Below are 24,480 nucleotides of genomic sequence, written 5' to 3' on the forward strand. Positions count from 1 at the left end.
CACATAAAAAAGAAACCATCTCTCAAAATGAGGGTACTGAAAAAGTTTCTCTTTAAAAATTAAACATTAGTAAGCGGTTATGCAAAACAAGATTTTTGTGTAACCGCTTTTTTATTTCCAACTACTTCTGATTTCGGAATTTAGTAAATGGGCCAGAATTGATCACCTCATCTTCGGGTACCATATCCGGAAAACACTTAAAGGACATAACATATCGTGAACGTTCGACGACATCCACATCTGAAACAGTGCCGATTGTTTTAACAGCAAATATTGACGCATGCGAATGGAACGTACTGCCATACACCCATTGTTGGAACAATACTTATAACCAATTCGCTATAAATAAAGGTAAAATCTATCCATTCGTTGATTTTGCGATGAAGGATATCTTGGAGGACGAGATAATTAAATCGTACAATCCTCAATACTCGCTAAATTGGATCTTTTGTTATTGAATTAACCCCTAAATCTCTTTCTTTATAAGCCTTAAGACACAAAAAAAGGAGTAGAAACTATTAGTTCTCTACTCCTTTTTTACACTTTAAACGCAAAGGTCTTTTTCAATGGCCTCCTTTTCAGACAGCCTCTTTTACAATACTATAAGTAATATTAGAACTTAACGATAAATTCCAACGAATGCTGTAAATGATTATTCCCTAAAGTCTCTTCTTCAAAGGCAAATTTTCCTAAGGTCTGCAAACGCAATCCTAATGCAGGCTGAAACCAAAAATCAAAAGCCATACCCACATTACCAGACTGATTGTTTTGTCCGTCAACCCAAAACAAACCTGCACCGGCTACAGCGGTTGCATCAAACCATTCTGCATCAAAAAGGTGCTGATCAAAAGTATAACGGGCTGCGGCATCAAAAGCAACATAGGTTACATCGCGGGTAATAACAGTACCATTTTGCATGTTTTCTGCCTCGAATTCATTCAGTGATAGTCGGGCATCTGCGGAAAATCCATTAGAAAAGTCACGCTCAACACCAAAAGTCGACACACATGGCAAAATATTCCATTGGGAAGTATTTAAGTAACCATCTCCTCCGGTTGACGTGTTATCAATAAAGTTAACTCCGGCTCCGAATGTCCATTTTTTTTCTTCTTGTAATTTTTGTTCTTCTTGCGAAAAACCGATCGTGGCAGTTAAAACCAAAACTAAAGCAATAGCTTTTTTCATATTCATAAAATAAAAATTAAATAACAATATAATTAGATTACATAAAAAATTCAAACTCCTAATTCTCCTTTTCTCCATCCCGCTTTACACTATACCCACAAAAACGACAAGTGCTACGGGCATATCCATATACATCTCCTTTCATTACTGCCAAAAACCCGGTTACCGACTCAACTAAAACACCCCTTTCGTTATGCCTGCCAAGCCTCTAAAACACGTCCATAGTAACCCTGTCAAAAAAACGCTTCAAAACCAAACGATTTTTATCACACGAAGCGAGTGACAAGTGTGATTTTTCACAAACGAGCGGCAAAAATAATAAATTTATATTAAAAAAAGCAGATTTTTCAACCAAAAAAGTAAAAAAATACAAAACCAAACTTATTATGATAAATCCATTACCTGATTCCGTAAAAGCAAACATAAATCTCTAACCTGTTAGCAAGGAACGGCTCATTAAGAATTTCAAAAGCATAAGTAGAAGGAAGAAATACAATCAACAAAATCAAAAAGAAGCACTCGTTTATTTTCCTGTCAGAAACTGCCGGATTTCAGTTAAATCCATTTACACAACACCGTCCTGATAATAATAAGAATATCGCCCAAAAAAGAACGATTGTAATAATAGTGCAGGTTTAAAACCACCTTATCCGGAAAAATCACCTCATCGTTATACTGCAAAGGTTGCTCCTTCCTGTTTAAAAGCTGTTCTTCATCGCAATATTTTATGGAAGCCTCACTGGTAAGTCCGGGACGTAATTCAAGTATTTTTCGGTTTTCCCCCTCAAGAGTATCATAATACCCCGGCAAATCAGGTCGCGGCCCCACTATACTCATCTGCCCAATTAAAACATTGATCAATTGTGGAAGTTCATCAATTTTGGAATTCCGTAAAAAAGCACCGGTTTTAGATATCGAAGTCACCCCAACCTTGCTTTTACGAACTGTCCGAAGTTTGATGATGGTAAATAATTTTCCATACCGGCCGACCCTTTTTTGAAGAAAAAAACCGCTGGTTCCAGTATCCGCCACAGCCAAAATCCATCCCAAAAACAGAAGCCAACACAATAGCGGAAGGACAATCAGCGAAAACACGATATCGAAAAGGCGTTTTCCCATCCGATTACAACTTTCCGTCAGCCAATTCCTTTAAAACACCTTTCACATCATACAGCAAACTGTTTTCCTTTTGCAGCGAAGCGAAATCCAAATTCAGAAACTCTTTATGTGCCACACCTAAAATCACCGCATCAAATTTCCCGTCCGGAACCTCCGTAGTGGTTGCCAGTCCGTATTCGTGCATTACTTCCGCAGGATTCGCCCACGGATCATAAATGGTCAGGTCGGCCTCATAATCTTTTAAGGCAGAAACCACATCTACCGCCTTGGTGTTGCGCACATCCGGACAGTTTTCCTTAAACGTAATTCCCAACATAAGGATTTTAGAACCGTTTACCTTGATGTTTTTCTTGATCATCAGCTTTACCACCTGTGCTGCCACATAGTCCCCCATACTGTCATTCAAACGACGTCCGGCAAGAATGATTTCAGGATGATATCCGTGTTCCTGAGCTTTTTGCGCCAGATAATACGGATCCACACCGATGCAGTGCCCACCTACCAATCCGGGTTTGAAAGGCAGAAAATTCCATTTGGTTCCGGCTGCTTCCAATACGGCATGCGTGTCAATATCAAGGATATTAAATATTTTTGCCAGTTCGTTCACAAAAGCAATATTGATATCGCGTTGGGAATTCTCGATGACCTTAGCGGCTTCGGCTACCTTTATGGTGGGTGCCAGATGCGTTCCGGCGATGATAACGCTTTTGTATAACGCGTCCACTTTTTGTCCGATTTCAGGTGTGGAACCCGAAGTGACTTTTAATATTTTTTCTATGGTATGCTCCTTATCTCCAGGATTGATGCGCTCGGGTGAATACCCTGCAAAAAAATCGATGTTGAATTTCAGTCCGGAAATTTTCTCAAGAACCGGGATACATTCTTCTTCCGTAACACCAGGGTATACAGTCGATTCATAAATAACAACATCTCCCTTTTTCAATACTTTACCAACTGTTTCGCTGGCTTTGTACAACGGAGTCAGATCAGGTCGGTTGTTTTTGTCAACAGGTGTTGGAACCGTAACGATAAAATAATTGCAATCGCCGATATCTTCTAAGGTAGCCGAACAATAAAGTCCGTTGGCATCCGATGATTTTTCAACCAAAACAGCTTTCAGAACATCATTTGACACTTCCAAAGTAGCATCAATACCTTTATTAAGTTCTTCAATCCGGGTTTTATTCACATCAAAGCCTACTACGGGATATTTTGTAGCGAACAATCTTGCCAGAGGCAAACCAACATAGCCTAATCCTATGACGGCAATTTTTATACTCATGCTGTTTTTATATTGGTCTCAAAAATAATTTAAAACTACGAATTTAAGCACACTCTCACTTACTCAGGGTAATAGTTTGCATTTAAATTTTTCGTGAACCGTTTTTGACGGCCACAGCTTCAAAAAATTTACCCCGAGTTACATACACGAGCAGAGAAAACTGAAGAAGAAAATTTCCAAAGATTAATTCGTGCTAATCTGTGTAATTTGTGGCAAATAAATTAAGTTCTACACCCTAAATTTTCAGTCTGTTATACCGAAACAATTTGCTAGAAGACCACTGTGTTTATTAGTTTATGATCCGATGGACTGATAAACAAATCCGATTTTCTCAAGTTCCGTTTTATCTAATAAATTTCTACCATCAAATACGAAAGCCGGTTTTAACATACCGTCGTAAATTTGCTGCCAATTGTAATCCCTGAACTCATCCCATTCTGTCAATATTGCTATGGCATGAGCATCTTTACAAGCTGAATAAGGATTTTCGTCTGCAACAATTCCTTTTTTATTCTCGGTATCCGTACGGGTTTCAAGATAATTTAAGTCGGATAAAATCTGGTCCTCTTTCACTTTCGGATCAAAAACAGAAATATGGGCTTGTTCACTCAACAGGTCATCAGCAACATAAATCGCAGCTGATTCACGGGTATCGTTGGTATCCTTTTTAAAAGCCCAGCCCAAAAAGGCAATTTTCTTTCCGGAAACCGTATTGTATAACGTACTGATGATATTTTTGGCGAAACGACGTTTTTGGTGGTCGTTCATGATGATTACCTGCTCCCAATAATCCGCGACTTCGTTCAATCCGTAAGTTTTAGCGATATACACTAGATTCAGGATATCTTTCTGAAAGCACGACCCCCCGAAACCTACGGAGGACTTAAGGAATTTCGATCCGATTCGGCTGTCCATTCCTATGGCACGTGCCACTTCATTAACATCGGCTCCGGTTCTTTCACACAATTCACTCATCGCGTTAATGGAAGAAACACGTTGCGCCAAAAAGGCATTAGCCGTTAGTTTTGATAATTCAGATGACCATACGTTCGTAGTTAAAATACGTTCCTGAGGAACCCAGTTCGCATAAATGTCAACCAGGGACTGTATCGCTTTTTGCCCTTCAGGCGTAGTATCACCACCGATTAACACCCTGTCAGGTGCCAATAAATCGGCTACAGCAGTACCTTCAGCCAAAAACTCCGGATTGGAAAGTATCTGAAACTGAACCCCGTTTCCGGTATGATCCAGGATATCTTTAATAGCACTGGCGGTACGCACCGGCAGCGTCGATTTTTCAACCACTATTTTATCGGTCTTTGCCACACGGGCAATCTGACGGGCACATAATTCGATGTGTTTTAAATCGGCAGCCATACCCTTTCCGACACCATAAGTTTTGGTTGGAGTGTTTACCGAAATAAAAATCATGTCTGCCTCTTCAATGGCTTTATCCACTTCTGTGGAAAAAAACAGGTTTCTGCCACGAGCTTCCGCCACTATGGCACTTAACCCCGGTTCGTAAACAGGAATATTATCGGTATTAGCTTCGTTCCATGCGGCAATTCGCTTCTCATTCAGATCGACAACCGTTACTTTGATATGCGGACATTTCTGAGCGATAACAGCCATGGTTGGCCCTCCTACATATCCGGCTCCGATACAACAAATAGTCTTTATCATATTTTATTTAAGGTTTTCCCAATACCACTTCACAGCTTCTTTCAACCCTTGTGAAATAGAGTATTGCGGATTGTAATTTAATAGTTTTTGTGCCTTTTCGATACTGGCCAGGGAATGCGGAATATCCCCCATTCGGTTGGGCCCGTGAACAACGGTAACTCCGGCAATTTCCGGATCGAATTCCGAAAGAAACTCTTTCAGATAACCTATCAGGTCGTTCAGCGTGGTCCGGTCGCCGAAAGCAGTATTATACACGGTATTGATGGCCTCCGGATTATTCGTCAGCATAGCCAGCTCATTCATCTGAAGCACATTATCGATATAAGTAAAGTCCCTTGAATAATTCCCGTCTCCGTTAATTACAGGACTTTCATGCTGCATTAACTGCATCACAAATTTAGGAATTACCGCAGCATATGAGCCGTTGGGATTCTGCTTCCGTCCGAAAACGTTGAAATACCGCAAACCGACGGTTTCCACGCCATAGGTCTTACTGAAAATATCGGCATACAATTCGTTGACATACTTGGTAATGGCATAAGGCGATAACGGTCTCCCGATGACCTCCTCCTCTTTGGGAAGACTTTCCGAATCCCCGTAAGTCGAAGAACTCGCCGCATACACAAACCGTTTGATTCCGGCTTCCTTAGAAGCGTGCAGCATATTTAAAAATCCGGAAACGTTAACCTCATTGGTAGTAATCGGATCCTGAATCGATCGCGGCACCGACCCTAAAGCCGCCTGATGCAAAACATAATCAATACCGTCCATCGCCTTCATACAGGTAGTATAATCCCTGATATCCCCTTCAATCAACTGAAAACCGGAATTTGAAATCAGATGCTCAATATTATGCCTGAACCCCGTCGAAAAATTATCAAGACAAACCACCCTGTAGCCTTTCTCAAGAAAGTACTCACACAAATTAGACCCGATAAATCCGGCGCCCCCTGTTATAAGAATGGTTAAATTGGTATCAGACATTTTTCATAATCATAAGATGCAAAGGTACTCTTTTTAGGAAGTTTTTACGATAAAGTCATCGTCAAAACATCGCTCAACAGTAAAAATTACTTCCTAATCAAAACAGCTTTTACTTTCTCTATAAAAGTTTTTTGCTGCTCCACTTCCATATAACCATTTCCGTAAGCACCGTACCCGTATCCGTATCCTGAACTGTACCCATATCCGTATCCATACCCGTACTTAACCTTGCTCTCAAAGTCATTAAACAGTATACTGATATTATGCAGTTCACCTCTTTTATGTTTTTCGTTCACAATGGAAAGCATTGCTTTTTTTGTGAAGTTCTGACGTGTCACAAACAATGTGGCATCACAGTATTGTGCAAGTTCCAGCGCATCTGCAACCAAACCTACCGGCGGTGTATCCAGAATAATGTAATCATACATTGTCTTCAATTCTTCAATCAACTCCCGCATTGAATCACCAAGAATCAGTTCGGAAGGGTTTGGAGGGATTGGCCCTGAGGTAATCACATCGAGATACGGAATGTGTGTACTTTGAACAATCTCACTTATTGACTTCTGCCCAATGAGATAATTTACCACCCCTACATTATTTTCGATATTAAAATCACCAAATATTCTGGGTTTACGCAAATCCAAACCAACAATTACCGTTTTCTTTTCTCCTAATGCAAAAACCGTCCCCATATTTATGGAACAGAAGGTTTTCCCCTCACCACCGACCGAGGAAGTCAGCATCAGAGTCTTTGTTCCTTCAGCTTTTTGCTTCTTATACATGTATTGCAATGACGAACGTATGGCCCTGAAAGATTCTGCCAGAGGCGATTTCGGTTTATCAAAAACAGAAAGATTACTCTCTGTATTCTTCTTTCCGATTATACCTATAATTGGAATTTTAGTAAGTCGCTCGATTTCTTCGGTAGTATGAATCGTATTATCCAATAGGGTAATTGCAAAAACGATCAGCAACGGTACCAGAAAGCCCAAAAGCAACGCAAGAATATAATTAACACTCGTTTTAGGGCCTATCAGTCCACCTCCCGTGTCTTTTGCCGAATCAATAAATTCAATATCCGAAACGTTGGCTGCTTTTACAATATCCGCCTCACTTCTTTTCTGTAAAAAAGTGTTGTATATATTATCATTCAGATCGTATTTCCTTTTGATTTTAGATAACTCCTGCTGTTCTTGCGGCAATTTCATTATAACACCTTCCGCTTCACTGATATTTCTGTCGATCAGATCTAAATCATATTGCAACGCCCCTTTAGCAGATCTGATATTTTCCAATAAAACCTGCTTAATGGCTTCCATGTCCTTATCAAATTCCTTAAAGAGCTTTTCACTTTTAAGAGAATATGCCTTTTCGGAGCGCTCGGTGGAAAGCAATATCAGTTTTGAAACATTGCTGACAATATTCGGATCGTCAATTCCGGCCACAGTGGGAGCCGGCAATCTCGAATAATCCGTGCTGCTTCTAAGATAACTGTTTAATGAATTATAGTAGACTATCTTACGTTCAACAGCATCCCGCTCAATATCATAATTCGTAAGTCGTTCCGTTAGTTTTTCACCACCACCTTCAAGTTCAAACACGTTTTTATCCCGTCCGAAATCTTTCAGTTCTTTCTCGGTATTTTTCAATTGCCCTTCCATCGCAAGCAACGTACTGTCAATAAAAGAAATAGTATTTATGGCAAACCTGTTCTTACCGTCTAATTGCTTCTTTTTGAGAATTTCGACGGTTGCATTAAGATATTCCACAAGTCGCGCCTTATTTGTTCCCTGAAGCCCTAAACTGATAACCGATCCGGCTTTATCCCCAACATCCACATTAATTGACTTATACCTCGCAACGGTGCCGTCAAAATTATTAAATCGGATGTAATACTCATTCCCAACGTAATCCCCCGGATTTTCATTGATAAATAACTTAAAATTAAGGAAAGGCAAATCAACCATTTCCCCCACCTTGTATCTTTTAGAAATTTCGGTATCCTGAACCAATGCAGTAGAATTCGAATTTGTGGCATAAATAAAAGTACCCACCTGATTACCTTCGAAATTAACCGTCAGTTTATACTCATTCTGACTGAGGAATTTTATCTGAATGGGAATACCGGCCAATTGCGCTTTTCTTTCGTCAATTGCCACATAAAACGGAACACTCCCATAAGCGTCAATAAGGCTGTATTCTCCCTGAATAAGGTAATCCGTATAGTAATTTAGCTTTTCCACGACCGCTTCGTTATGCGATCTCGATTTCAGTGCCGTAATGATCGTCTGAACTTTATCCGAAACCCCGCCCCAGTTAAAGACTAAACTGGTGTTTGAGGTAAAAAAGGAATTATTTTCATCTTTAACGACAATGGAAGCTTCCATACCGTAAATTTTCTCTTTACGGATATTAACCTGGTAGGCAATTGTGAACGTTATGATTAGTGACACCACAAACCATTTCCAATAGCTTAAAACTTTTAACAGGAATCCTTTAAAATCAAAACTGCTTTGATTTTCTGTAAAAGAAAAATCTTTGATATCCAGCATAACAATTATAGACTTTTAAGTAACACAAGCGTTGTTGTAAATAAGGACAATGCCGTAATGATGGTCGCTACGGATTGCACTCCGGTAGTTCCGGTTCCCCATGACTTCTGTTTTAACGGCTTAACATAGATATAATCATTGGGCTGCAGGAAATAATAAGGAGACTGCATGGCCTTAGCATCCGTAAGATCGATGGAATGCGTTTCCGTACCGTGCGGATACTGACGAATAATCGAAACATCCTTCCTGTTTCCCGTCAGGGTAATATCCCCTGAATTTGCGATAGCCTCCATAATGGTAGCCTTGTCCTGATACAATGTGTTTGTTCCGGGACTTCCGATTTCTCCATTGATTGTATACCTCAGTCCGGCCAATTTAACCGTTACGAAAATATTGGCTTCTTCTTTGAAATATTCCTCTAACAGTTGTTTTTCAACTTTTAACCGTATTTCATCCAGGGTAAATCCTAACACATTCAGTTCTCCGAGGATCGGCATTCTGATATTTCCGTGATCATCAACCGTAAACCCTTCAAAATACATGGCTTGCTCCGACTGACTGGTCCCTTGAGTCCCAGACGGTGAAAAAATATCTACCAGCTTCTGATCCAAAGCCCGAATATTAACACTCAATATATCATTTACCTGAACCCGATACGGCTTATTAACAATAGGATGAACGCTTACCGACAAACTGTCCTGAGTTTTATTCTGAAGATATGTCAGATCTTTTGAAGAGATGCACGAAACCGAAGAAAATCCTATAAGTAACAGTAAAAGAAAAAATTCTTTTTTCATCATTTTTATTTTAAAAAAACAAATATAGTTTTTCAATCGATATATTTATACTTATTCAGTAATATTACACCAAAAAGTAACGGTTACATATTCTTTAACGAATTCTCAAACGGAATCCGGTGCATCAGACTCCGCCCCAGCGTCACTTCATCAGCATATTCCAGCTCATCTCCAATGGCAATTCCGCGGGCGATTGCAGACGTAATCACACCGTATTCTTTAATTTGTTTGTAGATGTAAAAATTGGTGGTATCCCCTTCCATTGTGGAACTCAGTGCAAAAATAATCTCCTTCACGGTTCCTGATTTCACCTTCTCCACTAAGGAGCTGATATTCAACTGACTTGGACCAACCCCGTCAATAGGAGAAATTTTCCCTCCCAAAACATGGTACAGTCCTTTAAACATTCCGGTATTTTCCAGAGCCATCACATCGCGAATGTCTTCCACCACACAGATCAGCGAGGCATCACGCGAAGGGTTCGCACAGATTTCACAAACTTCCACATCCGAAATATTATGGCATTTTTTACAGAACTTAATTTCACCCCGCATGCTAAGCAAGGCCGATGTAAGTTGCTCCGTTTGCTCTTTCGGTTGCTTTAATAAATGCAATACCAAACGTAATGCCGTACGTTTTCCGATTCCGGGCAACTGCGCCATTTCGTTGACTGCTCTTTCTAAAAGTTTTGATGAAAATTCCATGACGCAAAAGTAGTTAATTTGAAAATTATCCGATTTGAGAATTTGAAGATTATTTGTGTAAATTGGCACACTAAAATTTTAGCAATGACATCGGCAACCATACTCACCATTATTATCATTTACTTCGGACTTTTAATCCTGATTTCCAACATCGTAAGCAAAAAAGACCACAGTAACGATACTTTTTTCAAGGCGAATAAAAATTCGAAATGGTACCTGGTGGCTTTCGGAATGATCGGAACGGCGCTTTCCGGAGTTACATTTATCTCGGTTCCGGGTGAAGTGGGAAATCCGGATCTGCAATTTAAGTACTTCCAGTTTATTTTAGGAAACGCCATCGGATTCCTTATCATTGCCAAAGTGCTACTGCCGTTGTATTACCGGATGAACCTTACGTCAATTTACGGTTATATCGAACAACGACTGGGAACCGTCAGTTATAAAACCTCGGCAATTATTTTCCTGATCAGCAGAACCATCGGATCGGCCTTTCGTTTGTATTTGGTGGTAATTGTTCTTCAGCGTTATGTTTTTGACGATTTCAATGTGCCTTTTGCAGCAACCGTTCTTATTTCACTTGGACTGATTTTCGCCTATACCTATCGCGGCGGACTGAAAACCATCATCATAACCGATACACTACAGACTTTTTTCCTGGTTTCCTCCGTTTTCCTAACAATCATTTTTGTTTGCAGAAGTCTGGATTTCGGTGCACTTGAAGCATTTGAAGCCGTTAAAAACAGTAATTATTCCAAAATATTTTTCTACGAAGATTACCTGCAGGGCAACTATGTCATCAAACAAATTCTCGGCGGAATCTTTGTAACGATAGCAATGGTGGGACTGGATCAGGATCTGATGCAGAAAAACCTGAGTTGTAAAAATATCGGCGAAGCACAAAAAAACATGTTCACCTTTACCGGGATTTTTGTGCTGATTAACATTTTCTTCCTAAGCGTTGGAGCTTTACTTTATATGTATGCCGAGAAAAATGGCGTGGCTATCCCAATGGTTGACGGTATTGCCCGAACGGATTATCTTTTCCCTGAAATCGCGTTCAGACATTTGAGCATCATTCCGGCCGTAATCTTCCTGTTAGGATTGACCGCGGCCACATTCGCCACAACCGACAGTGCTTTAACAGCCTTAACAACATCTTTTTGCGTCGATTTTCTTGGAATGGACAAAGCCGAAAACGCCAATAATATGAAAACCGTAAAAACAAGACATTTGGTTCATCTTACGTTTTCATTTTTAATGTTTTTGGTGATCTTGGTTTTCAATTCACTGAACGACAAATCGGTGGTAACCATGATCTTTACGGTTGCGGGCTATACCTACGGACCACTTTTGGGATTATACGGATTCGGACTTTTTATAAAATCGAAAACGGTTACCGACAAACTCGTACCCCTTGTTTGCGTCGTATCACCACTGATTACTTATTTCATCAATTCGAATTCCAAAGAATGGTTTGGCGGTTATGTATTTTCCTTTGAACTCATCATTGTTAACGGAGTGATAACACTACTCGGGTTGTTGTTAATAAGCAAACCGGCAACAGGGCAAACTCATTTTTAATACTGATTGGTACTGAGTAAAACCAAAGTACAGGCTACATCAACCTTAATATTATTGGCTTTCAGCAGTTGGTAAAACTCGGGATTTTCAGTTCCCGGATTGAAGATTACGCGTTTTGGTTTTAATCCGACGATGTAATTGTAGTATTCCCGCTGGCGAACCGGATTTAAATACAACGTAACCGTGTCGATATTTTTAAGTGGAATATGTTTGGTCTGGATTTTCACACCGGCCACTTCGCCCACGGTATGACCGATCCCGACTACGGAATGCCCTTTTTCGACTAAACTGTTTACGGCCATAAACGCATAACGTTCCGGTCTTACTGATGCCCCAAGTACCAAAGTTTTTTTCGATTTCATCGTATTTCTTAATTTCTTTCAAAATTACGCTTTTTAAACGAAATGAACATGATGGGAATTAGATGACAACCCAATAATAATTGACAAATAAAATCAGACAAATAAAAAACAATAACTAACTACATATTAAATCAATTTTGTATTTTAGTTTTTGACAAAGGTTAATTAACCTTTCCTTAATTTTAATTTTACGCTCCCGGGCAACAATCACTTTAATTTTGCAACAAAACCAATGGAATTATTTGTTTACATTTTCGCCGCCGTATTTTCAGTATTAAACCCTTTGGGAGCCGTTCCTGTTTTTGTCGGATTAACACAACACGACAGTCATGCCGAACGTTCCAGAACCTCTCTTTGGACCGCCATTAACGTTTTCATCATATTAATCATCTCTTTTTTTATTGGCGAATATGTTTTAAAGTTCTTCGGAATCAGTATTGATGCCCTGCGTATTGCCGGTGGTATGGTGATTGTAAGTTCGGGTTTTGCTTTATTAAGTGGGAATTTCGGAAAAAAAAGAGGTCTGAATAAAAAAATCACCAGCGATGCCCAAAAAAGAAATGATATCGCTCTTACCCCTTTAGCCATCCCAATGCTTGCCGGACCTGGCTCGATCTCCTTATTGATTGCCTTTTATCAGGATTTCCCTGAAGTAGCCGACAAAGCCATTGTTTGTGGTGCCATTTTAGCCGTAGCCATTTCTATTTTTATCATTTTAAGAAGCGCACATTATCTGTCCCGAATTTTAGGAGCTTCGGGTATCGTAGCCATTTCCAGAATCATCGGATTTATTGTAATTGCCATTGGAGTTCAATACATTAGCGTTTCGGTAATGAACATTTTCAAATCGATTTAACAATTGTTGCACTTCCCTTTTTCGTAACTTTAAAGAAAAAAGGAAGCCATGAAAATCTTACTCACCGGTGCAAACGGCTATGTCGGACGAAGACTGCTGCCTGAGCTATTGGCACAGGGCCATGAGGTAACTTGTGCTGTCCGTGACAAAATGCGCTTGGGACTGGACTCTGAAACACTGTCCAAAATAAGTATTTGGGAAGTTGATTTTTTATCCGAACCTGACTTTACAACCCTTCCAAAAAATATCGATGTAGCCTATTACCTCATTCATTCCATGTCGTCATCAACCGAAAATTTCGACAAAATGGAAACAGTCGCCGCAGATCATTTCAACGCTTATATGAATGAAATCAAGGTAAAACAAGTGGTATACCTGAGTGGCATAGTAAACAATAAAGTACTTTCCAAACACCTGAGTTCGAGAAGAAATGTGGAGAAAATCTTATACGGCGGAAATTTCAACCTTACCGTTTTAAGAGCCGGGATTATTGTGGGGTCCGGAAGCGCCTCTTTTGAAATCATCAGGGATTTATGCGAAAAATTACCGGTGATGATTACACCAAAATGGGTACTAACCAGAACGCAGCCCATTGCCATTCGTGATGTTATCAAATATCTTATCGGCGTACAACTCCGCGAAGACTGTTATAATCAGTCGTTTGACATCGGCGGTCCGGAAGTACTTACCTATAAAGAAATGCTTCAGCTGTATGCTAAAACCCGCGGATTTAAAAACCGGATCATAACGGTACCGGTCATGACACCCAAACTTTCTTCCTACTGGCTGTATTTTGTCACATCGACATCCTACAAGCTTGCGATGAATCTGGTGGACAGCATGAAAATTGAAGTCATCAGCAAAGATAATCGTTTGGAACAAATGCTGAACATGAAACCAATCTCTTATACCGATGCCATAAAATTAGCCTTCAAAAAAATTGAGCAAAATCTGGTAATTTCAAGCTGGAAAGACAGTTTGGTGAGCGGAAGGTTCAAACATAATTTATCCGAATTCGTTCAGGTTCCCACTTTTGGCTGTTTAAGCGATCATCAGAAAATAAAAGTTGGCAATCCGGAAAATGCCTTAAAAAACATCTGGAGCATCGGAGGCAAAAAAGGCTGGTATTACGGCAGTTGGATGTGGCAGATCAGAGGTTTTCTTGACAAACTTTTTGGAGGTGTCGGTCTGCGCAGAGGCAGAACCAATCCAAATCAATTGAATAGTGGTGCTGCTTTGGATTTTTGGCGCGTGCTTTTGGCCGATAAAAACAAAAAACGATTGCTTCTTTTTGCCGAAATGCGACTGCCCGGAGAAGCCTGGCTCGAATTTAAAATAGACGACAACAACATTTTACACCAAACAGCCACCTTTCGACCAAAAGGACTTTGGGGAAGACTGTATTGGTATGCCATGCTCCCTTTCCATTATTTTATTTTTGGAGGGATGCTGAAAAACATTGCCGGAAACAAGGCATAAAAAAAGACCTTAAATTAAGGCCTTTCTTGAATGTATTCCAATCAAAATTAATCTTCGTCTTCCTCTTTCGGTAAAAACACTTCAGCCATCATGCAGCGTGCACTTCCACCACCACAAGCTTCGATAGTTTCCAAACCGGAACTTAAAATTTCACAGTGTTTTTCAAGGGCCGTGATTTGTGCCGTCGTTAAACTTTGGTGTGCCGAAGTACTCATAACCAAATAACGTTTATCATTGGCACCGCGAACCTGAAGCATGTTTCCTGCGAAATTACTCATCTGGTCTTCCGTTATCAGAATAATTTCTTTTCCGTCTGATTTTAAACAATCCAAAACCATTTTACGTTCCTTCTTATCATCGATGGAATCCGCACAGATAACAGCGAAAGTTTCACCCAGACACATCATCACATTAGTATGATAAATATGTTTTCGCTCTCCATTTACGGTTTGGAACGCTTCGAAAATAACGGGATTCATTTCAAAATCTTCGCAAAACTCAATCATCAGTTCCTCGTTTGATCTTGAGGAAAGCGCACAATAGGCTTTTATATTGGCACGATCCAACACCAAACTTCCTGTCCCTTCCAGAAAAAGTCCTTCTTCCTCGGCAGAACTGTAATCTACAATCTGCTCGATATGAAAGCCCTGTTCTTCCAGAAGATCCAGAATATCTTCTCTTCGTTCTAAACGACGGTTTTCTGCAAACATCGGATACAAAGCTACATCGCCGTTCTGATGAAACGAAATCCAGTTGTTTGGAAAAATACTGTCGGGCGTATCCGTGTTTACAGTATCTTCCACAACAATAACATTCACCCCTACACTGCGTAATTTGGAAACCAAAGCATCAAATTCTTCCTGTGCCTTTGCATTAGCGGCTGCCGGCAATAGCGCATTCGCTTCTTTCTGGTAGTAATTATTCTCCGTTGTTTGTTCGTTTCTGCGAAAAGCCACCGGGCGAATCATCAGAACAGTATTTGTTGTTTGTTGCATACTTTTATTTTTTGAGTGTTTCCGTGATGGATTCGACCAGATCCAAAGTTATTTCGGCCATGGTATTTTTCTTTTCATCCAGACAAGGGTTTACTTCGACAATTTCCATACAAACCGTTTTATCCATTTTGGCGAAGTGAGTCAGTATCTCTTTTGCTTCTTCCGGAGTTAAACCATCTTTAACAGGTGTTCCCGTTCCGTGCGATGTTAAATCCGGATCCATGGAATCCACATCAAAAGACACGTAAATACAATCGCAGTCTTTCAGTTGTTCATCAATGGCTTTTAGTATTTCCGACATACCTTTAGTACGTACATCAGCCACTTTATGATTACGAATATTCAATCGACTTAAAACTGTATCTTCTTGTTCTTCCGTATCACGCACTGCTATATAAACCAAATCCTCAGAACTGATTTTGGGTGAAATACCGCCAATATGTTTTAATTGGTTCCAGAATGAAAGTGTATCCTGCGGAACTTCATTAGTTTTACATTCCAGATTATCAATTCCTAAAGCCGTAGCCAAAGGCATTCCGTGCATGTTCCCGGAAGGTGTCGTAAAAGGAGTATGAATATCAGCATGCGCATCAATCCAAACCACCCCCAAACGCTTATTCGGGAAAGCCGATTTTATTCCTGCAATCGTACCACCGGCCGAACCGTGGTCTGCGGCCAAAATCAACGGGAATTTATTATTCATCAACAATGAGGAAACCTTGCTATCCAGCATTTCATAAACATTTACCAAACCATCAATCCGTTTGGCATATTGGTGCGGGCTAGCCTTATCAAGTAAATCATTTACACATTCCAGTTTCTCGGTTGGATGTTCGCCAAAAATAAAACTTCCTTTTTTCCGGGCTGCGGTCATGATGGCATTAGGACCTAAAGATGCTCCCCGGGTACCGGCCGTAATCTCGGATGTGTTTATTACAAAAACAATATTTTTATCCATAGTATACTTCGCTACTATTATTTTTCCTTTATCAATACCCTAAAACAACCAGTTCCAAACAAATACATTGTCTGGTCATCCCGTTGTTTTCGGGCTTCTGACAAAGATAGAAAAAGGGCTTCGATAAAAGAAAAACTTATCTAAAAATAACAATAGGTAATAGTTAACACACAGGCAATCTGATTATTAAAACATCAGACCAGTATCAATTTTAATAAACATAAGTTAATTCTCAGTCTTTTTTTTATTAAATTTGATAAAAACGAAAAATTATGGGATTATCAAATTTTTTCAGTTCGCTATTCGGAAAGACTAAAAAGACTACCGAAGAATTGGGCGAAAGCGCTAGCACAATGGCCAATACAGCAATCAACAAGACAGAATCCTTCACTAAAGAGGTCGTCGAAAAAGTAGCTGATGCTGCAGAACATGCATCACACAAGCTAGAAGAGTTGGACATTCCTGATCGAATGGAAAATTTCATTGATGCAGCAAAAGAAAAAGCCGCACAGGCTGCTGATTGGGCAGAAGATAAGGCTCATGATGCCAAGGACGTTTTATCGGGAGTGGTGGACAAAGTGGAAGATACTATTAGCGGAATAACCGGAACCTCTAAGGAGACAACCGAAACTTTCGAAAATAAAGTGGCAGACGCAACTGAAGCCGTATCGAGCACAGCAACAGGAATGGAAACCAAAGTTGAAAATATTGCTACAGAAACCAAAGAATCTGTTTCTGATACTGCAGAGAATATCGAAAACAACATTGAAGAAGCGGGTGAAAAAACCGCTGATGAAGAGGATAAGCCAGTTTAAATTTTATTTGAGTCAATAAAAAAGCCCCGATTACATTTATCGGGGCTTTTTTTTATAATGAAGTTTTATCTCTGATTCATTTCCGTAAACGGACGTAATGCATATCCGGTATACACCTGACGTGGACGACCGATCGGTTCTTTGTTCACGCGCATTTCTTTCCACTGTGCAATCCATCCCGGAAGACGGCCGATAGCAAACAACACGGTAAACATATCCGTAGGGATTCCTAACGCACGGTAAATGATTCCGGAATAGAAGTCTACGTTTGGATACAGGTTTCTTGATTTGAAATACTCGTCCTGTAACGCCGATTCCTCCAAACGTTTCGCAATGTTCAGGATCGGATCGTTTACACCTAATTCAGCCAATACTTCATCAGCCGCTTTTTTGATGATTTTTGCTCTCGGGTCGAAATTTTTATATACCCTGTGTCCGAAGCCCATCAAACGGAACGGATCGTTTTTATCTTTTGCTTTCGCTAAGAATTTATCAGCATCACCACCGTCTTTCTGGATTTCTTCCAACATTTCCAACACTGCCTGGTTAGCCCCACCGTGAAGTGGCCCCCAAAGTGCAGAAACTCCGGCAGAGATGGACGCAAATAATCCGGCATGAGACGAACCTACCATTCTTACCGTTGAAGTAGAACAGTTTTGCTCGTGATCCGCATGAAGAATAAACAATTTATCCAACGCATTTACAACTACAGGATTGATTTTGTAAGGTCCTGTTGGCAATTCAAACATTAAACGCATGAAGTTCTCAACATATCCTTTAGTATTATCGTAATAATTCAAAGGGAAACCAGAACTTTTTCTGTACGTCCAAGTCGCCAAAACAAGGAATTTACCCATTGTCTTACAAACGGCTTCATACATTTCCTTTTCGTTCTCAACATTAACCACTTTAGGATTGAATGCCGTTAACGCACTTGTCAGTGAAGACAACACGCCCATTGGGTGCGCCGTTTTAGGAAAACCATCAATGATGTTTTTCATTTCTTCATTCACCAACGTATACTTATGAATATCCGTTTCAAACTGCGCTAATTGTTGTTTGGTTGGCAATTCACCAAAAATCACAAGATAAGACACTTCAAGAAAATTAGCTTTATCCGCTAAATCTTCGATAGCATACCCTCTGTAGCGAAGAATACCTTCTTCTCCATCAAGGAATGTGATTTTACTTTGGCAGGAACCTGAATTTTTATACCCCGGATCTAGCGTAATCGCACCGGTTGCAGCACGTAATTTTTCTATATCGATAGCAACCTCGTTCTCACTTCCCACGATAATTGGAAACTCATATTTGTTGCCATCAATCTCTAATATTGCAGTTTTCGACATGTGTGTATTAGGAATTAAATGTAATTGTTTTTTGTTGTAGGCGAATTTAAGAAATTACATTCTAATTAAAAAGAAAATATCAACATGAAATCGCAAATTCTTATAAAAATTAAGCAATGGTTATAAGCGATTACGGATGATTTGGAAATATTGTTCCGAATTAATCATTAAACCAGGAATTTCACCGATTGTCTTACCAATTGTTTACAAACCTTATCAATCGAAAAGCAAAAAACATCTATTTCAAAAACAGACAACTTCAAAAACAAACACAACAAACACATCGCAGTGAAAATTAGAACAATAACAATAATTGTGGTAATTTTGCTATAGACTCTCGCCAATTTTGGAAGCATTTAAATTTTCACTCTTACCGACATACTCCTAAAAAGAAAAACGATCCGAAATGAATCCGCTGAAATCACATCTTTCCCTTTATTTCATTTTCGGATTTTTGTATTTCCTTTCAACAGTCATGGATTGGCTTCTTCTATCCTATATTGCCAAACCTTTATTTATCGGTGCCATTTTTTTTTACTATATCGAAGAAAGGAAAACACCCGTTAACTATTACAATTGCACGGTTTTGTTTTTTTTGTTTTTATCTGGAATAATCAATTTACTGGAAGGCTACGATTACTTTGTATACATCTTATTCTTTAACTTTTTAGCCTACTGCATACTTTTCTTTCAACTGATTAAGCACTTAGCTGAAAGGCGACATCATAAAATTGAAAAAGAACATTCCCTTCAGTTAATTTTAACGCTAATTTTTTTGAGCTGCCTTCTTTACATTTCCTCATTTATTGTTTTTGACCGCTCTTTCGAATTATACAAAGCAATTTTAGTGTACGGAGTTGTTGTAGCATCTTTTGCATTGTGTGCCACTTTTCTCTACCTGTCGGAATCGACTCAAAAAAACATGTTCCTGCTGTTTTATGCCATAGACATTATTATCTGCGAACTCTTTTATATTATTTATCATTATTATTACAGCTTTCCGCTGCTCCGGTTTTCGAGTGTTTTCTGCTACATCCTTTCGTTTTATTTTCTGGCAAACTACTTCTTAAAGGAAAACAATCTCCAAACCAAGGAATGACTGATATACCTTAAACCCTAAAAAAATGTCCTTTTTTTCACTCTATATTAGTCAATTATTCTGATACCTGAGATTTAACCGCAAGGAGCGCAAAGTTTTTTCACAAAGTACGCGACGCTCTCCAAATTCAACGACCATTCCAAATAAGATTTAAAGCCCCCCTTTTAGCCCTGATGGGAGCGGTATCCTTTTGTGAATCTCGTTAGAAAAAACGAGATCCACAAAAGATATAGCGGACAGCAGGAACATGGTTTACTGATAAGCCCATCCCGATAACTATCGGGACATTCGCTCCTAAAAACATCAAAACCCAACCTCTTTAAAACAAAAAAACCAGCAAGAAAACTTACTGGTTTTAATTATATACCACAATAAACAATTATCTGTTTACTTTGAAAGCTCTTTCTTTAGGGAAGTAAGCCACTTCTGCCAATTCCTCTTCGATACGCAATAATTGGTTGTATTTTGCCATACGATCGGAGCGGGAAGCCGAACCGGTTTTGATTTGTCCGCAGTTTAATGCCACCGCCAAATCCGCAATCGTATTGTCCTCAGTTTCTCCCGAACGGTGCGACATTACCGAAGTATAGCCCGCATTGTGCGCCATGTTTACCGCCGCAATCGTTTCGGTCAACGTACCGATCTGATTTACTTTGATTAGGATCGAATTTGCAATGTTTTGCTCGATTCCCTGAGAAAGACGTTGTACGTTGGTTACAAACAAATCGTCACCCACCAATTGTACTTTATCTCCGATTTTTTCTGTTAAGTATTTCCAGCCAGCCCAGTCATCCTCGTACATCCCGTCTTCGATGGAAATGATTGGGTATTTTGCTGCTAATTCAGCCAAATAATCCGCTTGCTCTTCTGACGTTCTGATTTTTCCTGTTTCACCTTCAAATTTCGTGTAATCGTATTTTCCGTTTACATAAAACTCGGAAGCTGCACAATCTAAAGCGATCATTACATCCCCTCCAAAAGTATAACCCGCGTTTTCAACTGCCAATTTGATAGAATCTAAAGCGTCTTCTGTTCCTCCTGCTAAATTTGGAGCAAAACCACCTTCGTCACCTACGGCTGTAGAAAGGTTTCTGTCGTGCAATACTTTTTTAAGGTTGTGGAAAATTTCCGTACCCATTTGCATGGCGTGTGTGAAATTCTGTGCTTTTACCGGCATGATCATGAATTCCTGGAATGCGATAGGCGCATCGGAATGGGAACCACCGTTGATGATATTCATCATCGGAACCGGAAGTGTATTGGCAGAAACTCCGCCCACGTAGCGATATAAAGGCATTCCCAATTCGTTAGCTGCAGCTTTTGCCACCGCTAATGAAACCCCAAGAATTGCATTTGCACCTAAGTTTGATTTGTTCGGCGTACCATCCAAATCGATCATCATTTTATCAATTGCATTTTGTTCAAAAACTGACATTCCTACCAATTCGGCAGCAATGGTCGTATTTACGTTTTGAACTGCTTTTAAAACCCCTTTACCCATGAACGCTTTTCCGCCATCGCGTAATTCCACTGCTTCATGTTCACCGGTTGATGCTCCTGACGGAACCGCAGCTCTTCCTAAAATGCCGTTTTCCGTAACTACATCTACTTCAACCGTTGGATTTCCTCTTGAATCTAATATTTGTCTTGCGTGAACTTTGATAATCATGCTCATATTTATAGTAATTAGTCGTTAGTCGTTAGTCGCTAGTCAATGTTGCTAGTCGACAGCTTTAATGATTAGGCTTTTGATTCCTTAATATTATCAACAAATTGGTCGAATAAATAACGGGCATCGTGTGGTCCTGGGCTTGCTTCCGGGTGATACTGTACGGAGAAAACCGCTTTGTTTTTCATGCGCATACCGGCAACAGTTCCGTCATTCAAATGCAAATGCGTGATTTCGAAATCAGGGTGTTTTTCCAGCTCTTCTCTGTTTACAGCGAAACCATGGTTTTGGGATGTTATTTCTCCGCGATTAGTGATTACATTCATTACCGGGTGATTGATTCCGCGGTGACCGTTGAACATTTTATAGGTAGAAATTCCGTTAGCCAAAGCTAATGTCTGATGCCCTAAACAGATTCCGAATACCGGTTTATCTTCCGCGATGATCTGACGCGCCACTTCCTGTACACCTTTTAAAGGCTCCGGATCGCCGGGACCGTTGGAAAGGAAATAACCGTCGGGATTAAACGCTTTTAAATCTTCGAAAGTTGCGTTGTACGGGAATACTTTTACGTAACAGTCCCTTTCGGCAAGACATCTTAAGATATTGGTTTTGATTCCCAAATCTAATGCCGCTACTTTATAGGTTGCGTTTTCATCGCCGAAGAAATAAGCTTCTTTGGTTGAAACGGTTGATGCCAGTTCCAACCCTTTCATATTTGGCACATCGGCCAATAGTTTTTTTAATTCTTCTACCGGAGTTCCGTCGGTACAGATAACAGCGTTTTGCGCACCGTTGTCACGGATGTAAGCCACCAAAGCTCTTGTATCTACATCGGAAATCGCCACTAAGTTTACTTTTTCGAAGTACTCTAATAAGCTACCTTCTGCATCGGGTCTGGAGTAGTTAAAACTGAAGTTTTTACAAACCAAACCTGCTATTTTGATGCTGTCGGAATCGGTTTCATCGGCGTGAACACCGTAGTTACCAATGTGTGCGTTGGTCGCCACCATGATCTGACCGAAGTAAGACGGGTCGGTGAAGATTTCCTGATATCCTGTCATTCCGGTATTGAAGCATACCTCTCCAAAAGTTTTTCCTTCAATCCCGATGGATTTACCGTAAAAAACAGTTCCGTCGTTCAATAAAAGAATAGCCTGATTTCGATTTGAATATTTCATTTCTGTTGTTGTGTTGTAAAAAGTTGTGCAAATTTAATTCAAATTCTTGCGTTAAAAAAATTTCGTTTAAAAGAAGCCGAAAGTTTTTCTCTAGCCCTGATGGGAGAGGAAATTCCCGGCGTTGTGAGATTGCCCCGCAAGCTCACAATGACGGGGATTGCAACGGACAGCAGGAATATGGTGAAAAGAATGCCTGAAGTGTTGCTCCCAAAAAATCAAAAAAAAAGGACAAACTCTAAAAAGTTTATCCTTAATTTTTATTGAAAAATCAATGTTTCATGATTATTCTGTAGCTTCAGTAGTTTCTGTAGCGTCTGCTGCAGGAGCTTCCGGAGTTGCTTCAGCTTTTTTAGCTTTACCACGACGGGTTGTAGCTTTTTTAACTTCTTTCTTACCTCCGTTGTACAATTCGTTGAAATCTACTAATTCGATCATTGCCATATCAGCGTTATCCCCTAAACGGTTTCCTAACTTGATGATACGAGTATATCCACCTGGACGGTCTCCTACTTTCGCAGCAACTTCTCTGAATAACTCAGTAACACCGTATTTGTTTCTCAAGTAAGAGAAAACGATACGACGGTTGTGAGTTGTATCTTCTTTTGATTTTGTAATTAGCGGCTCTACGAATTGCTTCAACGCTTTCGCTTTAGCAACTGTAGTATTAATACGCTTGTGCTCGATTAACGAACAAGCCATATTAGCAAGCATCGACTTTCTGTGACCAGTTTGTCTACTTAAATGATTTACTTTTTTTCCGTGTCTCATGACCTAGTTTTTTAACCTTCATCTTGCTTCAATCCTTTTGGGAGCGCAAAATATGAAGTAATTTATTCTTTATCTAATTTGTATTTAGCTAAATCCATTCCGAAATTCAAACCTTTAACAGCGACTAATTCGTCTAACTCTGTTAATGATTTTTTACCGAAGTTACGGAACTTCATTAAATCATTTTTGTTGAATGATACTAAATCGCCAAGTGTTTCAACTTCAGCCGCCTTCAAACAATTTAATGCTCTCACTGACAAATCCATATCAACAAGCTTAGTTTTAAGCAATTGTCTCATGTGTAATGACTCTTCGTCATAGGATTCTGTTTGAGCAATTTCATCAGCCTCAAGCGTGATTCTTTCATCAGAGAACAACATAAAGTGATGAATCAAAGTTTTAGCTGCTTCTGTTAATGCATCTTTAGGATGGATTGAACCGTCTGTGATGATTTCGAAAACTAACTTTTCGTAGTCAGTTTTTTGCTCAACACGGAAGTTTTCAATTGAATATTTCACATTCTTTACCGGTGTATAGATAGAGTCTGTAAAAATAGTTCCTATTGCTGCGTTTTGTTTTTTGTTTTCTTCTGCAGGAACATAACCACGACCTTTTTCGATCGTTAATTCCATGTTGATGGTAATTTTACCGTCAAGGTTACAGATTACTAAATCAGGGTTTAACACCTGGAACCCAGAGATGTATTTTTGAAAATCACCTGCAGTTAACTGGTCTTTACCTGAGAAAGAGATAGAAACAGATTCGTTATCGATATCCTCAATCTGACGTTTGAAACGTACTTGTTTAAGGTTAAGGATAATTTCCGTAACATCTTCAACCACTCCAGAAATCGTAGAGAACTCATGTTCCACACCTTCGATTCGAACTGAAGTAATTGCATACCCTTCCAAAGAAGAAAGCAAAACACGTCTTAATGCGTTACCAACAGTCAATCCATAACCCGGTTCTAAAGGTCTAAATTCAAATTTACCTTCAAAATCGGTTGAATCGATCATGATAACTTTATCGGGCTTCTGAAAATTAAATATTGCCATATTTATT

At 39.6% G+C, this 24,480-nt stretch carries 21 protein-coding genes and 1 pseudogene; 5 read left to right on the forward strand and 17 right to left on the reverse strand.

Translation table 11 applies throughout. The features are described 5' to 3' along the window. Positions 1 to 133: 133 nt before the first annotated feature. From FLJC2902T_RS16505 to recR, 9 genes and pseudogenes are all read right to left on the reverse strand, one after another. A pseudogene (locus FLJC2902T_RS16505) lies at positions 134 to 383 on the reverse strand (IS5/IS1182 family transposase); the annotation flags it as partial. Positions 384 to 612: 229 nt separating this feature from the next. Beyond that, positions 613 to 1,191: a porin family protein gene (locus tag FLJC2902T_RS09465; protein ID WP_023579576.1), complete on the reverse strand. Its 579-nt coding sequence runs from the start codon at positions 1,189 to 1,191 to the stop codon at positions 613 to 615. A gap of 549 nt (positions 1,192 to 1,740) precedes the next feature. Further along, positions 1,741 to 2,304: a sugar transferase gene (locus FLJC2902T_RS09475; protein WP_023579577.1), complete on the reverse strand. Its 564-nt coding sequence runs from the start codon at positions 2,302 to 2,304 to the stop codon at positions 1,741 to 1,743. Between the two features lie 4 nt (positions 2,305 to 2,308). Further along, positions 2,309 to 3,586 carry a nucleotide sugar dehydrogenase gene (locus tag FLJC2902T_RS09480; RefSeq protein ID WP_023579578.1) on the reverse strand — a complete coding sequence of 426 codons (1,278 nt, stop codon included), beginning with the start codon at positions 3,584 to 3,586 and terminating at the stop codon, positions 2,309 to 2,311. Between the two features lie 294 nt (positions 3,587 to 3,880). Continuing rightward, a complete protein-coding gene (locus FLJC2902T_RS09485; protein ID WP_023579579.1) occupies positions 3,881 to 5,269 on the reverse strand; it encodes a UDP-glucose 6-dehydrogenase in 1,389 nt (462 codons plus the stop codon). Between the two features lie 3 nt (positions 5,270 to 5,272). After that, positions 5,273 to 6,253 (reverse strand): SDR family oxidoreductase, encoded by a 981-nt coding sequence (locus FLJC2902T_RS09490; RefSeq protein WP_023579580.1) that lies wholly within the window; start codon positions 6,251 to 6,253, stop codon positions 5,273 to 5,275. An 86-nt stretch (positions 6,254 to 6,339) separates the two neighbouring features. Further along, positions 6,340 to 8,805: an exopolysaccharide transport family protein gene (locus FLJC2902T_RS09495; protein ID WP_023579581.1), complete on the reverse strand. Its 2,466-nt coding sequence runs from the start codon at positions 8,803 to 8,805 to the stop codon at positions 6,340 to 6,342. A 5-nt stretch (positions 8,806 to 8,810) separates the two neighbouring features. Next, positions 8,811 to 9,602, reverse strand: a complete 792-nt coding sequence (locus tag FLJC2902T_RS09500) for a polysaccharide biosynthesis/export family protein (RefSeq protein WP_035678190.1) — start codon at positions 9,600 to 9,602, stop codon at positions 8,811 to 8,813. Positions 9,603 to 9,685: 83 nt separating this feature from the next. Continuing rightward, on the reverse strand, positions 9,686 to 10,306 hold the full coding sequence (gene recR / locus FLJC2902T_RS09505; protein WP_023579583.1) for a recombination mediator RecR: 621 nt from the start codon (positions 10,304 to 10,306) through the stop codon (positions 9,686 to 9,688). Between the two features lie 84 nt (positions 10,307 to 10,390). Between recR and FLJC2902T_RS09510 the strand changes: the two genes are divergently transcribed. Further along, on the forward strand, positions 10,391 to 11,887 hold the full coding sequence (locus FLJC2902T_RS09510) for a sodium:solute symporter (protein ID WP_035678193.1): 1,497 nt from the start codon (positions 10,391 to 10,393) through the stop codon (positions 11,885 to 11,887). Here the strand turns inward: FLJC2902T_RS09510 and FLJC2902T_RS09515 are convergent. Then, positions 11,884 to 12,249 (reverse strand): CoA-binding protein, encoded by a 366-nt coding sequence (locus FLJC2902T_RS09515; protein WP_023579585.1) that lies wholly within the window; start codon positions 12,247 to 12,249, stop codon positions 11,884 to 11,886. The two genes, FLJC2902T_RS09510 and FLJC2902T_RS09515, sit on opposite strands and share 4 nt — an antisense overlap. Positions 12,250 to 12,481: 232 nt before the next feature. Between FLJC2902T_RS09515 and FLJC2902T_RS09520 the strand changes: the two genes are divergently transcribed. Beyond that, positions 12,482 to 13,105: a MarC family protein gene (locus FLJC2902T_RS09520; protein WP_023579586.1), complete on the forward strand. Its 624-nt coding sequence runs from the start codon at positions 12,482 to 12,484 to the stop codon at positions 13,103 to 13,105. A gap of 48 nt (positions 13,106 to 13,153) precedes the next feature. After that, positions 13,154 to 14,584: an SDR family oxidoreductase gene (locus FLJC2902T_RS09525; RefSeq protein WP_023579587.1), complete on the forward strand. Its 1,431-nt coding sequence runs from the start codon at positions 13,154 to 13,156 to the stop codon at positions 14,582 to 14,584. 47 nt (positions 14,585 to 14,631) lie between these two features. Here FLJC2902T_RS09525 and ctlX read toward each other — a convergent pair whose 3' ends face one another. Next, positions 14,632 to 15,579: a citrulline utilization hydrolase CtlX gene (ctlX, locus tag FLJC2902T_RS09530; protein WP_023579588.1), complete on the reverse strand. Its 948-nt coding sequence runs from the start codon at positions 15,577 to 15,579 to the stop codon at positions 14,632 to 14,634. 4 nt (positions 15,580 to 15,583) lie between these two features. After that, entirely contained in the window at positions 15,584 to 16,537 is a 954-nt protein-coding gene (locus FLJC2902T_RS09535; protein ID WP_023579589.1) for an arginase, read from the reverse strand. 272 nt (positions 16,538 to 16,809) lie between these two features. On the opposite strand from FLJC2902T_RS09535, the gene FLJC2902T_RS09540 reads away from it, so the two are divergent. Beyond that, entirely contained in the window at positions 16,810 to 17,352 is a 543-nt protein-coding gene (locus FLJC2902T_RS09540; RefSeq protein ID WP_023579590.1) for a hypothetical protein, read from the forward strand. A gap of 65 nt (positions 17,353 to 17,417) precedes the next feature. On the opposite strand, the gene FLJC2902T_RS09545 is transcribed toward FLJC2902T_RS09540, so the two are convergent. After that, positions 17,418 to 18,701 (reverse strand): citrate synthase, encoded by a 1,284-nt coding sequence (locus FLJC2902T_RS09545; RefSeq protein ID WP_023579591.1) that lies wholly within the window; start codon positions 18,699 to 18,701, stop codon positions 17,418 to 17,420. Between the two features lie 406 nt (positions 18,702 to 19,107). Here FLJC2902T_RS09545 and FLJC2902T_RS09550 point away from each other — a divergent pair, with 406 nt between their 5' ends. After that, complete coding sequence (locus tag FLJC2902T_RS09550) at positions 19,108 to 19,800, forward strand: hypothetical protein (protein WP_023579593.1); 693 nt, start codon at positions 19,108 to 19,110, stop codon at positions 19,798 to 19,800. A gap of 379 nt (positions 19,801 to 20,179) precedes the next feature. On the opposite strand, the gene eno is transcribed toward FLJC2902T_RS09550, so the two are convergent. From eno to FLJC2902T_RS09570, 4 genes are all read right to left on the reverse strand, one after another. Further along, positions 20,180 to 21,475, reverse strand: coding sequence for a phosphopyruvate hydratase (eno, locus tag FLJC2902T_RS09555; protein WP_035678201.1), 1,296 nt, complete (start codon positions 21,473 to 21,475; stop codon positions 20,180 to 20,182). A 65-nt stretch (positions 21,476 to 21,540) separates the two neighbouring features. Continuing rightward, entirely contained in the window at positions 21,541 to 22,650 is a 1,110-nt protein-coding gene (gene carA, locus FLJC2902T_RS09560; protein WP_023579595.1) for a glutamine-hydrolyzing carbamoyl-phosphate synthase small subunit, read from the reverse strand. A 282-nt stretch (positions 22,651 to 22,932) separates the two neighbouring features. Next, positions 22,933 to 23,418: a 50S ribosomal protein L17 gene (gene rplQ / locus FLJC2902T_RS09565; RefSeq protein ID WP_023570321.1), complete on the reverse strand. Its 486-nt coding sequence runs from the start codon at positions 23,416 to 23,418 to the stop codon at positions 22,933 to 22,935. A 62-nt stretch (positions 23,419 to 23,480) separates the two neighbouring features. Further along, a complete protein-coding gene (locus FLJC2902T_RS09570; RefSeq protein WP_035117417.1) occupies positions 23,481 to 24,473 on the reverse strand; it encodes a DNA-directed RNA polymerase subunit alpha in 993 nt (330 codons plus the stop codon). Positions 24,474 to 24,480 lie beyond the last annotated feature (7 nt).

It is taken from the genome of Flavobacterium limnosediminis JC2902 (genome assembly GCF_000498535.1).
Classification (GTDB): Bacteria; Bacteroidota; Bacteroidia; order Flavobacteriales; family Flavobacteriaceae; genus Flavobacterium; species Flavobacterium limnosediminis.